A 14,183-nucleotide genomic window follows, 5' to 3' on the forward strand; every position below is an offset into this window, starting at 1 on the left:
GATAATTTTTATTGATGATGCTAATGATAATTGTTAGCATTAACTCTCTATTATGGAGAGTATACTATGAAAAATAAATATCACCTGTTAGCAATATTCCTTTCTGCATTACTTCCTTTTACCGCATCGGCTACAACATATCCAGTTACAATTACCGATACAGATGGGCAAAAAATAACGTTAAAACATGAACCTAAACGCATTGTATTACAAGATGGTAGAGATATTTTAACGCTGGCTTTGCTTGATAGAAATAACCCGTTTGAAAGAGTTGTAGCATGGAATAATAATCTGAAAAAATCGGATCCACAGACAGTTTCTTTATTAGAACAGAAATGGAAATCTAATATAAATGCGATCCCTGATATGGGATTTAATGACAAAGGTGAAGTTAATGCAGAGCGAGTTATTGCACAACGACCTGATGTTCTGATCGCTCAACTAAGAGCCAAACCCGCATTAGAAGGATCGGGCGTTGTCAGCATTTTAAGAGAGGCTAATATTCCTATTATTTATGTTGATACTTTTTTAGAGCCAGTCAAAAACACGAAAGAAAGTGTTGAGCTTCTTGGTATTATTTTAAATAAAGAGAGTGAAGCTAAAGAATATACAGATTTTTATCAACAACACCTAGATAGTATTAAAAATAAAACTCAAGAAATTAAAAATAAACCAAGTGTATTTGTAGAAGCAAAGGCTGGAGCTAACGGTGATGGGTGCTGCTTTACACATAATAATGCGGGTTGGGGGGGATTGATCCAAGCTGTTGGTGGTGACAATATAGGCAGTCATTTCTTACCAGGCGCTTCGGGTGTTATTTCTTTAGAGCAGGTTATTAGCACTAAACCTGATGTATATATTGTAACGGGATCTCGCTGGATCAATAAGAATAATATTGCTGCACCATTTGGCTATGGGGTATCTGACAAAGAGACTCAGGAAGGTTTCAAACGATTGAAGAGCAGAATTGGATTTAATCAGATCGCAGCAGTTGAAAATGAGCGATTATATGGTATATATCATAATTTCTATAATCATCCATATAACATCGTTGGTTTAGAATATTTAGCAACTTTCATTTACCCTGAACAATTTGCAGAATTAAAGCCAGAAAACACCTATAAAGAGATAATAGAAAAATATACCACATTACCTAATGCTCAATTTCTTTGGGCAGCAAAAGCAGATAAATAAAAATTTTAATTATAGCCCTTGTTTTTAAGGGCTTTCTATATTCATTTACACTTCGGCTAATCAGAGTATCTGACTTAATAAAGTTAAAATAAGGCTGATCACTATAATAATGAGCAATACACCCAGAATCGTTCTTGCTAAAAGGCAAGAAAGTGTTGTGGGTGGCGCTTTAGGAAAAAGTGCAGAGAAACACCAATAGGCTAATATAGTGGTCAAAAAAATTGCAAAAAGTATAGAACTAATAAAAAAGATCATTTATTGATACTCTTCTTGTGTCAATAATAAATAACCGTTCGGTTATCGCTTTATTTTTGAACATCTACGATATTTATCGTTCTACACAGTTTTATTAATATTTTCCAATACGCATTAAAGCATCTTCAACATCTTCATCATGATCAATTGTAAAAGCAATAAAATCCTCAGTTTTTGGGATTTTTTTGTAAGTCTCTGTTTGCTTAAACAGGGTTAGAGATTCTGAAAATATGTGAATAATTTTTGTTAAAACGTGAGAGTAAGAGCCGTCTTCATAAGACGTATGATAAAGTTGTTCTAAGTATGTTTCATCGATAGGATAAATAGTACTAAAGCATTGGTATTCCCAATCACCTGTATTGTATTTTAAGCTTTTTATCTCTTCATTTGAATGATAAACATGATTATCAGATTGATTTTGATAGTATTTTAATGTTTTTTGAAAATATTCTTCAGTGTTAAAGCAAAGATTTACTTCTCCATATGCGGCATTTAAATCGAACGCAAAGGCGTAAAAGACTTCGCCACTTTTTTCTGTTAAAAATTTCTCTGTTTCTGTTATTGCAAAAGAGACAATATCATTTTTTATATTTTTAATTATTTCATCATTTAATATCATCATTGAATCATAATCCAGTTAGATACAGCGACAATCATAATAATTGCTCTGTATGAAGATAATTAGAATAGTATATTAATATTATAACTTAATGATATAAAATAATGAGTGCCTACTTTTGATTAGTGATAAAACACCTAATGATAGTTCAAAAGGTGTTTTGTGTAATTATTGACGTGCAATTACCCGTTTTTCTTTACGATTAAACCAACTTTCGCGTAATTTATCGTAGCTAAGATTAAATGCATAAGTATAAAAAAGGAAAAAGACAAAAAAAACAATTTCTAATAAGAATGCACTCCATAACGACATATTTAATAGAAATGCCAATATTGGTAAACCAATAACCACAAAGCTTAATTCAAAACCAATAGCATGAATGACTCGTATTTTTGTTGGTCTTGATCCTTTGATTAAAGGCCAATAGCGGTCAAAAATCATGTTATAAAATAAATTCAATAGCATAGCTAATGTTGATAAAACAATAGCAACAGTTCCCATTTGAAAAACTGAGCGACCCAAAACCCATGCACTAAGTGGCGCTGTTATTGCGATGGCTATTACTTCAAATGAAACAGCGTGAAAAACGCGCTCAGTAAATGTTTTTTGATATTGGCTCATATCCCACCTCAAATTAATTATTTAACAAAAAACGAGTGCAATTATTGATGATATTTTGTATATATACAAAATAGGAGCCATCGAAAAAACCGATACCATAATGAACTATTCTATAGAAACTTTGCGTACATTTGTTGAAGCTGCTTCATTAAAATCATTTTCTGCAGCAGCACGAAAATTAAATAAAAGCCAATCTACGGTCAGTAGTACAATCGCCGGATTCGAAGATGATATGGGGTTTGAATTATTTGAGCGTAAAGGGCGGGAGTCAACACTGACTTTTGCAGGACAAAAAGTGTTGAGCTTGGTTGAAGATATATTATCGGCTGATGAACGATTACAGGCATTAAGAATAGAATTATCGCCTGAAATGGAGCCTCGTTTAAGTTGTGTATTCTCTGATATGTATCAACCACCTTATTCAGAGCAACTTTTGAAAATTCTAGATAAAGAATTCCCCCATCTTGAATTTGAGTTTCTTGTTGCTGAGAATGATGATGTGATTAATATGCTGCAAAATAATCAGGCGCATATTGGTATGATGGAATCACGAGCAGAATACCCTGCTGATATTGCTTTCGCTCGTTTGCCTATAAGTGGTAAGTTAGGACTATATGCACATAAAACGCACCCACTTGTAAGAGAAAAGAAAATCAACTATCAACATTTAACAATGCATCGTCAATTAAGGCTAAGCAGTAGTGCCCAATTTGCTATTAATAGTGAGAAAAACTGGCTAGCACCTAACTATTTATTATTACTTGAAATGGCAGAGCAAGAAATGGGATGGGCAATATTACCCACATGGTTAGTTGAGCAATTTGGACATGATTTGTTAGTCAGTCTAGATTATGACCAATTTCCCAAGAAAATAGACATTGATTTAGTATGGTCAAGAAGCAAGCCACCAGGAAAAGCGGGGTATTGGATGATAGATAGGCTATTAAAAAATGATCTTCAGTTTTCTCTCTAGGTATTAATCAATCACCTTCATCATCAATAGATATAGCGAAGGTGATATATTCCTTTCACTACGCCAGATCACCAGCCACAAACATTGGTTTCTTCATCCATATCATAACCACGTACAATATTGATAAGATCTTTCACTATTAAACTGGACATATCAGCATCTAATAAATCAGCTAAAAAGCTATTTTTATCAACAGAAACACCGTTATTTTTGTTTGTTAATACTAAGGTAAGTTCTTGCGAGTCAATATTTACCTTATTTTTTAACTCATTAACCAAAAGTAAAACTTCTTTAGTAGCAACTTCTGGAATATATAAAATTTTAGGATTTAGAAATATTTTTTGAGATTTTTCTTGGCCATTGGCATTAATTAATTCTAATAAATAGCCTTTATTTTCATTTTCCATATTATTATTAACCTTCAGCAAGTATTTTAGGATCGACATAAAAATCGACATTAAAAACAGTATCTTCAGTTTTTGCTTCTATTTTGTGCCATGTTTCTGGCGGGAATACACCAAATTCACCAGCATTAATCACTAATTTTTCTGTTGGTTCTGGGCTAATTTCATCTGCATATGCGTAATAAATAATCATTCCTTGCATAACAGACAGCTTAGGATAAACCCCTTGGCGAGTACCTTTATCTAAATGCCTTTCCCAAATTGATTTTGGGGCTGTGTCTTTGGTCCAAAGTGGTGTTGAGCGTACATGGATATAGTGAGTGGGAATAATAATTCGTTCCATTTTGCCTCCCTAAAATGAAGAGATTAATTTTTCTATTTTTATCTTAGTTAAGAAGAAAAATTATTGCTGATAATGTAATAAGCTATTGTGCTATTGAATAAAATCTACCTCTTCTAATGAGGTATTTCAAATGCAATTTTATGAAAAAAAGTGACAATATAGTTCTAGGCTTATTAATATCTTGTTTTATTTGATTAAATTATTTTTTAAAGTTTAAATTATCTTTTACTTAAAGGTCGTTTTTTAGGCATTTCTCAGGTGTTATTCTTGATGTTTACTCACTAACATAATTTCTTTGTTCTATAATTAATCAACCCTAGGGGATTAATATTTAATTCATTATTTAACATAATTGAGATATCACTATGGAATTAAAGGATTACTACGCCATAATGGGTGTTAAACCTACCGATGATACTAAAACGATTAAAACGGCTTATCGCCGTTTAGCTAAAAAATATCACCCTGATGTAAGTAAAGAGCCGAATGCTGAAGAGTGTTTTAAAGAAATTGCTCAAGCGTGGGAAATATTAGGCGATGAGCAACGAAGAGCCGAATATGATGAGCTTTGGGCACATCGTAACGATCCTAAGTTTAAGCAATTTACACAACAACATTCGAATAAAAAAAATCACCAAAGCTTTAGCCAAGAAGATTTTGATGATTTTTACGCTTCATTTTTTGGTCAACACTCTCCATTTGAAGGTCGTCGAACTCAACAAGCACCTAAACAGCGTGGACATGATTTAGAGATAGAATTAGCCGTTTTTCTAGAAGAATCGCAGGAAGAACATAAGCGTACGATTAGTTATCACTTACCAGTTTATAATATTTTTGGAATTTTAGAAAAAGAGATCCCTAAAACTTTGAATGTTAAAATTCCAGCCGGTGTTATTGATGGGCAACGTATTCGTTTAAAAGGTCAGGGTACAGTAGGTGAGAATGGAGGCGAAAATGGTGATTTATGGTTAACAATTCGTATTGCACCTCATCCTTTGTTTGATATTAAAGGCCATGATTTAGAAATAGTTGTTCCTGTTGCTCCTTGGGAAGCAGCATTAGGTGCAAAAATTCCTATACCTACAATAAAAGAAAAAATCTTGTTAACTATTCCTGCGGGAAGCCAAGCAGGACAAAAGCTACGTATTAAAGGAAAAGGGTTAGTTAGTAAAAAGGTTAGCGGTGATTTATATGCAATTTTAAAAATTGTTATGCCACCTAAATCCGATGAAAAGACACGCGAATTATGGCAACAAATTGCAGATAGTCAGACCGATTATAATCCACGTAAAGACTGGGAGAATAAATAATGGGTCACTTAACAACAACCGTATTTACTGTTACTGAGTTTTGTCATCATACTGGAATATCAAATGATGAACTCAAAGAATTTGTAGCACTTGGTGTAATTGAACCGCTAGAAATTGAAACTCAGGAGTGGTTTTTTGATGATAATGCTATCGTGGTGACACATCGAGCATTAAAACTTCATAAAGAGCTCGCATTAGATTGGCACGGTATCGCTATCGCACTGACTTTATTAGATGAAAATGAACAGCTAAAACAAGAGAATAAGCAATTACGTCAGCAGTTAATGCGATTTATAAATGAATAATCATTAATAAAATAGCTACTAAAAGAGTAAACACTTTAGTGGCTATTTTTATGCCTGAATTTTATTAATGACTTATAGTTATATATTTGTTATTAATTGATTTTAAAGGTTATTTATCCTCATTGCCTTAGGTTTCTATTCTTAGAATACTTACTTTAAAAATAAGTAAAATGATGTTGAGATCACACCTATATCATAACTATTAAGTTATGATGACTATAATATTTCAATTATCATCTTCTCTTTTATTATTAATAAGAGATTTATTTTTTGTAAGGGAAAAATAATGAAGCCACTCCAAACCAATAAACTAATAGAATGGCGCAGAAAGTTTCACCAGTTTCCAGAAATTGGCTGGACTGAATTTGTGACGACAGGCACGATAATCAGCGTATTGCGAGATATGAATATTGAAGTAAAAGCTGGGCCTCATATTATTTGTCGAGAAAGTATTTTAGGTCGAGATGAAAAATTAGTTAATGAAGCCATCAAAATAGCCGAAGAAGAAGGGATCGGTGCTGAGTTATTGGCTGAAATGGACGGTTTAACAGGGTGTCTGGCTATTATTGATACAGAAATTCCTGGCCCTACATTTACCTTTCGTTTCGATATTGATTGTGTTTATGTTCAAGAGTCAAATGACGATACTCATCTGCCTAATAAACAAGGATTTGCTTCGTGCCGTTCTGGATTAATGCATGCTTGTGGTCATGATGGACACACTGCAATAGGGCTTGGCCTTGCTCATTGGTTAAAACAAAATATTCACGCTTTACGCGGGAAATATAAATTGATATTCCAACCCGCAGAAGAAGGAGTGAGAGGTGCAAGAGCAATAAGCGACAGTGGAGTATTAGATGATACTGATTATTTTATGGGGATGCATATTGGATGTAACTTGAAAAAAGGTGAAATTGCACTCGATCCTTTTGATTTTCTTTGTACCACTAAATTAGATATTTCTTTAAAAGGAAAACCCGCTAATGCTATTGATGAACCAGAAAAAGGAAATAACGCATTAGCCGGAGCATGCTTTTTAGCTAATGAAATATTAGCAACGCCAAGACATGGTAAAGGTATGACGAGAGTGAATATTGGAACTTTAATTGCAGGCGAAAATCGTAGCCTTATTCCTAGTTCTGCGAAAATGCAATTAGAAGTGCGTGGGCAAGATGCTGAAATAACACAATACTTATTTAATAGTATAAAAAAATATGTTGATGGTATTGCAATTACTTACCAACTAGAAACAAAAATAGACATTACGGGCGAAGCGACAAATTTCAGAAATGATCGAGAAATGATAGATATCATGCAAGGTGTTGTTGATGCGCATCCAGATTTATTAAATGTCGTATTACCTTTAGGAGGAAGTGAGGATGTCTCATTAATGGTAAGAAGAGTGCAAGAGAAAAAAGGAAAAGCGATATTCTTCTTAGTTGGCGCAGATCAATGTGATGGACATCATAAAGAAAAATTTGATATCGATGAAGAGGCGCTTTCCATCGGGTTAACACTTTTTACTGAAGGTATTCTCTCTATTCTTGAGATGCATAAATAAGAGAAAGGTCTCTTCTATTTATCGATATTGCATAGAATGAGACCTTAATAACTATTTAATTGGGGTCGAAAATAAAGAGGCATCAGGTTGATGTTCTTTAATAAACTCAATATAAAGTTGTGTTTCATGCTCTGTTTTTTGCGACGTGAAAAAACAAATATTACTCATAATCATCGGTGTAAATTCTCTATAAACAATATCTTCTGTTTCAATAGTAGGAAATGAATTAATTAAACTGATCCCTAAGCCATTTTTTACAAATGTCATAGCTGTATCTTGATCAGAAACTTCAGCAATAATATTAGGCTTAGATTTTGATTTATTGAGTGCTCGATCAATAACTGTGCGCCCAATATTACTTTTAACTAAAGCAATAAAAGACTGTTCATGTAAATCATCAGGTGTGATGGTGTTTTTTGTAGATAATTCATGTGTTTTAGGAATTGCACAAATAATTTGAGTTTCTCTCATCGGAATTTGAGTCAAATTATAATTGCTGTTAATGGTCATATTATCAGTAATGACAATATCAGCTTGTTCTTTTGCAATTAAAGAAAGTAGCTGCTCACTTCTAGATATTTCTAAATGGACATTAACTTGATATTTTTTGATAAACAGAGTGGTGGCCTGATTGATAAAACCATAAGCTAATGTTGGTGGAACTAGGATCCGTAGACTTCGTTTTTTTTCTTGATGATGAAAATGACTCAATCGACTGAAAGATTCGGCGATATTGGCAATTTCTTCATAAAGCAATAAGGCATCAGAGTTTGGAATTAGTTTATTATTTTCACGAGTGAATAACTTTTTACCACAGCGTTTTTCGATCTGGTTCAATGTCTGACTTACAGCTGGTTGAGAAATTCCCAGCTGCTCAGCTGCATTAGTAACACTTCCCTGATCGATCACGGTTTGTATAATTTCGAGGTCACGTAAAGTCGCCCATCCCCCTGACCAAGAAGTTCTTTTTATGTTCATTGTCATTATGTTTTTTGTTTTAGTCAGTTTATCTTGTGTACGATTATACCGTTAATGAATTGATTATTGAATAATAGTAATGATGGAAATTTTAAATGATTTTTATAAGGAATATTTTAAGAGTAAAGGCGTAGATTATAAATGTTATTTGGGATTTATAACTTTTATTATAAAACTTATTGACCGGCTGTTATTGATATTTTTGTCTATAAAAAATCCATTTTTATAGATTTAGAAAGACATAATTATATAATAATTCCAATAAGAGCCATTGGAACTATAGAAGAGTTCAATCAACTATTTAAATTTATACAAGAAAAAAGTAGAAAATAGATTTCAAAAAAAGAGTTCCAGAAAATAAAGCTGGAGCTCTTTTTTTAGGTTAGCATAACAAAATTAACACAAGTTATTATCAGATTTAATGTATTGCTATCGTCTTTAATATCAATGGCTATTTATATAAATAACACTGCTATCAATTACATTAAAATAATATTAATAACAAAGCTCATCTAATTTTATTTTTATATGAAATATACCTTTCAATAAAGCTCTCTGATATTAATATGATGCATAAAATTAATATTTTTATTTAGAAATATAATAATCATTGAGATATAAATCACGGAAATTAACACATTTTCATTGCTAATATTTCGCATCAAATTATCTATCTAGTTTTTTATTTTGATTCTAAAAAGATACTTAATTGATTTATAAATTATAAATAACAAGCAAATGGGGGAGTTTTATGTCTTTATTCAAAAAAGGTATTATCGCTTTATCCGTTAATATTGCATTAGTTTCTTCAGCTTTAGCCTGTACAACGTTGTTAGCGGGAAGCGAAGCGACAAATGATGGTTCGTTGATTATTGCTCGCAGCGCAGATAGCGATGCATTAAAAGCACAACATTTTGTTATTCATCCGGCTAAAACGAATCAAACAGGTATTTACAGCACCAAAGAGCATAATGGTGCTAATAATTTCACTTATCCATTACCTAAGAATTCATTACGTTATACCACTGTACCGAATTGGAAAACACAACTCCATGGTGCAACAGGATTTAATGAACTGGGTGTGGGTGTTAGTGGTACAGAATCTATTTTTGCTTCACCTAAAGCGCTCTCTTTTGATCCCTATGTTGAAGATACTGGAATAACTGAAGATGATATTCCAGATGTCTTACTTTCAAGAGCAAAAACAGCTCGTGAAGCAGTGGAATTATTAGGAAGTATTATTGAAAAACAAGGTGCTGGTGAAGGGTTTGGTGTTGCTGTTGTTGATAAAAATGAGCTTTGGTATTTAGAAACTGGAACAGGACATCATTGGATCGCACAAAAATTACCTAAAGATAAGTACTTTGCGACAGGAAACCAAGGCCGATTACAACACTATGATATTAACAGTGATGATGTTTTAGGCTCTAAAAATCTAGTGGAATTTGCTGTTGAGAAAGGGCTATATAACCCTGAAAAAGAAGGAGGGTTTAATTTTTCAAAAGCTTATACACGAGATGATGAACGAGATCGTACTTATAATGATCCGCGTGTGTGGGTTATTCAGCAACAATTTAATCCATCATTAAAACAAGCTGTGGATGATGGTCGTAATTTCGCGCCTTTATTAACACCAGAGAAAAAAATATCTGTTGAAGAAGCTAAAGCGATGTTACGTAATCACTTTGAAGGAACAGAGCACGACCCATATACTAATGGATTAAATGGTCAAGAATCTTGGCGTCCAATCAGTGTATTCAGAACTTATGAAGCGCATGTTATGCAGGTTCGCCCTGAGCTTCCTCAGGAAATAGGTGAAGTTACCTATGTTGGTTTAGGCATGGCCGATTTAACTGCATTTGTTCCGTATTACAGTGGATTGAAAGCTTATCCACAACATTACGGAATAGGAAGCAATCAAGCAGACAGTGATTCTATTTACTGGAAATATCGTAAGTTACAAACATTAGTAATGACAGATTATCCAAAACTTGCACCAATAGTGAAAAAAGCTTATCAAGAGTGGGAAGTAAAAACTGCATTAGAGCAAAAAGAGATGGAAGCTAAATATCTCACTATGGTGAAAACAGATAAAGCTGGCGCAGATAAAATGCTTAATGAATTTAATTTACGAGTCATGGCAGATGCTGAAAAATTAACTGAAAATTTAATGAATGAATTGTTTACAGTAAGAACAAAAGATATTCAAGACGATATTTTCTTTGCTAACAAATCTAAAAAAGACTAATAGCAGTGAAATATTTCAGCTATCTATTTTAATAGAAAGATCCCAATTTAATTGGGATCTTCTTTATAGGTGAAATTAATTAAAGAACGGGGATATAGTAGCTAATTTTTTGTACGTAATGCTCACTTTGACCAAGTAATTTATCGTAACCTACAGATTCTTTTAGTGTATATCGTTCAATGTCTGGGCCGGGTCTGCGTAATAAATTCATTTTCGGAAGTACTTTTGTATAGACCGTATAAATAATGTCATCATAGTCAGTTAATGAATTTAAGATTTCATTCATATGAAATGTAATGGCTAGATAGTTGCCACCTGGCAATTCTAATTGTGACATGGCAGAAACATTTGATGTTTTTGCTAGTTTCTCTTTATCAACGGCAGTGCTATAAATATACATAGTATCTTCTAATGTACTTGCAGATGCTCGATGCATTGCATATAAGTCTGTGGGGATTGTATGTACATCTTTTAAAAATTTACGCCAAAATTCTTTTCTGAATTTTTTCTTGTCTGAATCCCATGTTGAAATAGGCTTATTGTAATGATGTGACATGCCAACTAATTTTTGAGATGGGAATGTAACTACTTCATATTTAGCACTCAGTTCAACGGTTTTTAATGCAGGAAAAATCAGTTCACTAATATCCCAGCCTGGTTTTTTTCTATATTCCGAAGGCGTAATATTAAACTGTTTTTTAAAGGCTCGGCAAAATGTTTGTTGGGAGTCAAAGCGATACTTTAATGAAATATCTAATAGGCTACAACGTGTTACTCTTAACGCATAGGCGCCACAAGATAAACGACGAGCGAGTATGTATTTTCCTAAAGATATTCCTGTATACGCTTTAAATAAGCGCTGAAAATGCCATTTTGTATAGCCTGATTTCTCAGCAACAATATCTAACGATAAACGTGAATCGAGATTTTGCTCAATCCAGACGATGATATCTTTAACAACATTCTCTTGTAGCATGAATATTCCTATTATTTTTTTCTATCGATATTTTTCAACAAGATCGACTTAATTTATTGAACTACAATAAATTTATAGGTGTTAGGATAATAGCATATCGTATAGTGATATTTACATTGAATAAAGTAAAATAGACGGGTAATAATGTAAAGTTATGTATTGCAATTTATTTGAATTAAAATTGACATTAATTAAAAAATTGTATTTTAACTCAATCATCAATGATTGATGATTTTTTATTAAAATTAACCTTAAATTAAAAAATTTATATATATTTTTTAATTTTAATAAAATGCGGAGATATCCTATTTTATCTTTAAAAGATAAAGTCTAGTCTTAATTTATTAGTAAAACATTACTTGGTTATTTTAGGAGATGTAAATGAATAAGTTACTTTCTATTTCTGCTATTGCTTTAGTTTCTTCATTAATAACAGCTCCTGCTTTGGCAGCTAAAACAGATACTTATAACTGTGAAGGCCAAAAAATCAGAGTTTCTTTCCCTAATGAACAGCTAGCTGTTATGTATTATAGCGATGAAATTATTGTTTTAAAAGAAGCTGTTGCAGCTAGTGGTGCTCGTTATGTTGGTGAAAACTTCCAAATTTGGGGTAAAGGAAAAAATGAATTTAATTTAGCAACAATTTCAGAGGATGATGCAGTTAATGGGCGAGTTGCTGAAGATAAGGGGCGTACCTGTAAATTAGTAAAATAACGTAGAAACCAGTTATAAATAAAAAAGGACAATTTATTGTCCTTTTTTTATTAAGAAAAAGATTAAGTAAATATAATAATTAAAAATAACAAGTATAGAAAAATGATAACGCATTTTTTATCACATAAATAAGTTGGTTATAAAAAATTAGTTATAAAGATAGTCTTATTATGACTTTCGTAGTGGCGATCAATGGTAGAGCCCTTACTTATTAGGGCGAGTTTGATTATACTCATAAAGAGTAGTATAAAATATACTCTTTTTTGTTTTTTAAAAAACAAAAATAAATTTCGGTTTATCCATTTATCTGCAACGAAACACAATTTATTGCGAGTTTATATGAAGTCTTACCCTTAGCTAGTCTCAATATTAATTTTTAAAAATAGAACTTTAAAATAGGCATTGCTATCCAATATGGCTGGTAATGTGTTATCAAAAATTAATAAAAGACAAAGTCTAATGAAAATTAAAAACTCAAGAAAAAATAATGTATTATTACCAGATAATAGAATTTTAACGTGGTATGAATCTGGTCCAGAGCAAGGTAAGCCAGTATTATTTTGTACTGGTGCAGGTATGAGCGGTTTATTAGGTGTAGACATTGGCCTCTTAAATAGACTTAATATTCGGCTGATTGCACCAACTCGTCCTGGATTAGGTGATTCTACTTTTGATCCTAAAAAATCGTTAAAATCTTTTTCTGAAGATATTTTATTCTGATTAGATCATCTTCGTATCAAAAGTATTAATGTAATGGGGTTTTCGCAAGGTGCTATTTTTGCGATGGCTCTTTGTGTTTATTGTCATGTTAATAAATTACTGATTGTCGCAGGACAAGATCAATTTGATTATCCTGATACACAAAAAAAGTTAACAGAAGATGTTATCAATATGCAACGTCAAGCTGTTGGATCACCTGATCTGTTAACCAGTTGGATTAAGCAAAATATAACAGCTAAATGGTTAATGGATTTTATCCTAAATTACAGTGCTGATGTTGATTTGGCTATTTATAAGTCAGCTAATTTTCTCTCAGTTTATCAAGAATGTATGGCTGAAGCCTTTAAACAAGGTAATGATGGATACACTCAAGATTTGCTGATTGCGATGCAACCTTGGGGATTCTCACCTGAAGAAATAAAGACACCAACAACTTTATGGTATGGAATGAAGGATACCAGCACAGTTCATTCTCCTGATTTTGGCGAATTATTATTTGAACGTTTTCCCAACGCAGAGCGTCATTTATGGCCAGAAGAAGGGGGAGCACTTCTCTGGACGAAAACAGAAGAAATTTTATTAGAACTGGCTGATTAAGGTGATGTAGTACGTTAATGATAAGGTAGATACGAGTTATCTTAAAAAAATAACAGTATCTACTTTTTTATTCATATTCTTAAATTAAAATAAAGAGATAGCTGAAATAGATAATTGTTTTTATCTTATAATTATTTTCTAATTTAATGTGTAAAAAGTTATTTTTAAAATAAAGATGAAAATAATTTGCTATAAAACGAATTATATGACTTAATAGCGCCACTGGTTTGGAAGTACAGACCTATTTATGTTAGTGCAGTTTTAAGTAGTTCACCGTTTAGCGTTATCCCTGATACCTCTTCGTTGCGAATTCCTTCAAATAGTGACCATAAGTAAAAATCCGAAATCAAACCGAAAACAATGCC

Annotated in this window: 13 protein-coding genes and 1 pseudogene; 8 read left to right on the forward strand and 6 right to left on the reverse strand. The window is 32.4% G+C overall.

Annotation, left to right across the window (positions count from 1 at the left end; translation table 11 throughout):
* Window positions 1-66: 66 nt before the first annotated feature.
* Complete coding sequence (locus tag GWJ01_RS11540; RefSeq protein WP_109402743.1) at window positions 67-1,194, forward strand: ABC transporter substrate-binding protein; 1,128 nt, start codon at window positions 67-69, stop codon at window positions 1,192-1,194.
* A gap of 349 nt (window positions 1,195-1,543) precedes the next feature.
* Here the strand turns inward: GWJ01_RS11540 and GWJ01_RS11545 are convergent, their stop codons facing one another.
* Window positions 1,544-2,071: a DUF4303 domain-containing protein gene (locus GWJ01_RS11545; protein ID WP_109393659.1), complete on the reverse strand. Its 528-nt coding sequence runs from the start codon at window positions 2,069-2,071 to the stop codon at window positions 1,544-1,546.
* Between the two features lie 165 nt (window positions 2,072-2,236).
* A complete protein-coding gene (locus GWJ01_RS11550; protein ID WP_109393660.1) occupies window positions 2,237-2,689 on the reverse strand; it encodes a multidrug/biocide efflux PACE transporter in 453 nt (150 codons plus the stop codon).
* 100 nt (window positions 2,690-2,789) lie between these two features.
* On the opposite strand from GWJ01_RS11550, the gene GWJ01_RS11555 reads away from it, so the two are divergent.
* Window positions 2,790-3,662 carry a LysR family transcriptional regulator gene (locus tag GWJ01_RS11555; protein ID WP_109402742.1) on the forward strand — a complete coding sequence of 291 codons (873 nt, stop codon included), beginning with the start codon at window positions 2,790-2,792 and terminating at the stop codon, window positions 3,660-3,662.
* Window positions 3,663-3,730: 68 nt separating this feature from the next.
* Here the strand turns inward: GWJ01_RS11555 and GWJ01_RS11560 are convergent, their stop codons facing one another.
* Window positions 3,731-4,069, reverse strand: coding sequence for a DUF1869 domain-containing protein (locus GWJ01_RS11560; protein ID WP_109393662.1), 339 nt, complete (start codon window positions 4,067-4,069; stop codon window positions 3,731-3,733).
* A gap of 7 nt (window positions 4,070-4,076) precedes the next feature.
* On the reverse strand, window positions 4,077-4,409 hold the full coding sequence (locus GWJ01_RS11565) for a DUF1971 domain-containing protein (RefSeq protein ID WP_109393663.1): 333 nt from the start codon (window positions 4,407-4,409) through the stop codon (window positions 4,077-4,079).
* Window positions 4,410-4,774: 365 nt separating this feature from the next.
* Here GWJ01_RS11565 and cbpA point away from each other — a divergent pair, with 365 nt between their 5' ends.
* The 3 genes from cbpA (at window position 4,775) to GWJ01_RS11580 (ending at window position 7,585) form a co-directional block, all read left to right on the forward strand.
* A complete protein-coding gene (gene cbpA / locus GWJ01_RS11570) occupies window positions 4,775-5,719 on the forward strand; it encodes a curved DNA-binding protein (RefSeq protein WP_109402741.1) in 945 nt (314 codons plus the stop codon).
* Window positions 5,719-6,024 carry a chaperone modulator CbpM gene (gene cbpM, locus GWJ01_RS11575; protein WP_075673157.1) on the forward strand — a complete coding sequence of 102 codons (306 nt, stop codon included), beginning with the start codon at window positions 5,719-5,721 and terminating at the stop codon, window positions 6,022-6,024. The genes cbpA and cbpM overlap by 1 nt, the downstream gene beginning before the upstream one ends.
* A 286-nt stretch (window positions 6,025-6,310) precedes the next feature.
* Window positions 6,311-7,585 (forward strand): amidohydrolase, encoded by a 1,275-nt coding sequence (locus GWJ01_RS11580; RefSeq protein ID WP_109402740.1) that lies wholly within the window; start codon window positions 6,311-6,313, stop codon window positions 7,583-7,585.
* Window positions 7,586-7,636: 51 nt separating this feature from the next.
* Here the strand turns inward: GWJ01_RS11580 and GWJ01_RS11585 are convergent, their stop codons facing one another.
* Complete coding sequence (locus tag GWJ01_RS11585) at window positions 7,637-8,569, reverse strand: LysR family transcriptional regulator (RefSeq protein WP_161711112.1); 933 nt, start codon at window positions 8,567-8,569, stop codon at window positions 7,637-7,639.
* A gap of 745 nt (window positions 8,570-9,314) precedes the next feature.
* Between GWJ01_RS11585 and GWJ01_RS11590 the strand changes: the two genes are divergently transcribed.
* Window positions 9,315-10,811 (forward strand): C69 family dipeptidase, encoded by a 1,497-nt coding sequence (locus GWJ01_RS11590; protein WP_109402739.1) that lies wholly within the window; start codon window positions 9,315-9,317, stop codon window positions 10,809-10,811.
* Window positions 10,812-10,890: 79 nt separating this feature from the next.
* Here GWJ01_RS11590 and GWJ01_RS11595 read toward each other — a convergent pair whose 3' ends face one another.
* Entirely contained in the window at window positions 10,891-11,787 is an 897-nt protein-coding gene (locus GWJ01_RS11595; protein WP_109393668.1) for an AraC family transcriptional regulator, read from the reverse strand.
* Between the two features lie 381 nt (window positions 11,788-12,168).
* Between GWJ01_RS11595 and GWJ01_RS11600 the strand changes: the two genes are divergently transcribed.
* Together GWJ01_RS11600 and GWJ01_RS11605 are read left to right on the forward strand one after the other, a co-directional pair.
* The gene (locus GWJ01_RS11600; RefSeq protein ID WP_075674310.1) at window positions 12,169-12,501 is read left to right on the forward strand and encodes an MliC family protein; all 333 of its coding nucleotides are present in this window, start codon (window positions 12,169-12,171) and stop codon (window positions 12,499-12,501) included.
* A 459-nt stretch (window positions 12,502-12,960) separates the two neighbouring features.
* Window positions 12,961-13,818 (forward strand): annotated as a pseudogene (locus GWJ01_RS11605) (alpha/beta fold hydrolase).
* Window positions 13,819-14,183: the final 365 nt, after the last annotated feature.

The sequence above is a fragment of the Proteus sp. G2618 genome, assembly GCF_009915995.1.
Classification (GTDB): domain Bacteria; phylum Pseudomonadota; class Gammaproteobacteria; order Enterobacterales; family Enterobacteriaceae; genus Proteus; species Proteus terrae.

Excerpts from the sequence above, each read along its gene's own strand:
- GWJ01_RS11560 (WP_109393662.1), bottom strand. The coding sequence starts at position 4,069 with ATGGAAAATGAAAATAAAGGCTATTTATTAGAATTAATTAATGCCAAT.
- GWJ01_RS11545 (WP_109393659.1), bottom strand. The coding sequence starts at position 2,071 with ATGATGATATTAAATGATGAAATAATTAAAAATATAAAAAATGATATT.
- cbpA (WP_109402741.1), top strand. The coding sequence starts at position 4,775 with ATGGAATTAAAGGATTACTACGCCATAATGGGTGTTAAACCTACCGAT.
- cbpM (WP_075673157.1), top strand. The coding sequence starts at position 5,719 with ATGGGTCACTTAACAACAACCGTATTTACTGTTACTGAGTTTTGTCAT.
- GWJ01_RS11600 (WP_075674310.1), top strand. The coding sequence starts at position 12,169 with ATGAATAAGTTACTTTCTATTTCTGCTATTGCTTTAGTTTCTTCATTA.
- GWJ01_RS11550 (WP_109393660.1), bottom strand. The coding sequence starts at position 2,689 with ATGAGCCAATATCAAAAAACATTTACTGAGCGCGTTTTTCACGCTGTT.
- GWJ01_RS11585 (WP_161711112.1), bottom strand. The coding sequence starts at position 8,569 with ATGACAATGAACATAAAAAGAACTTCTTGGTCAGGGGGATGGGCGACT.
- GWJ01_RS11565 (WP_109393663.1), bottom strand. The coding sequence starts at position 4,409 with ATGGAACGAATTATTATTCCCACTCACTATATCCATGTACGCTCAACA.
- GWJ01_RS11540 (WP_109402743.1), top strand. The coding sequence starts at position 67 with ATGAAAAATAAATATCACCTGTTAGCAATATTCCTTTCTGCATTACTT.
- GWJ01_RS11590 (WP_109402739.1), top strand. The coding sequence starts at position 9,315 with ATGTCTTTATTCAAAAAAGGTATTATCGCTTTATCCGTTAATATTGCA.
- GWJ01_RS11595 (WP_109393668.1), bottom strand. The coding sequence starts at position 11,787 with ATGCTACAAGAGAATGTTGTTAAAGATATCATCGTCTGGATTGAGCAA.
- GWJ01_RS11555 (WP_109402742.1), top strand. The coding sequence starts at position 2,790 with ATGAACTATTCTATAGAAACTTTGCGTACATTTGTTGAAGCTGCTTCA.
- GWJ01_RS11580 (WP_109402740.1), top strand. The coding sequence starts at position 6,311 with ATGAAGCCACTCCAAACCAATAAACTAATAGAATGGCGCAGAAAGTTT.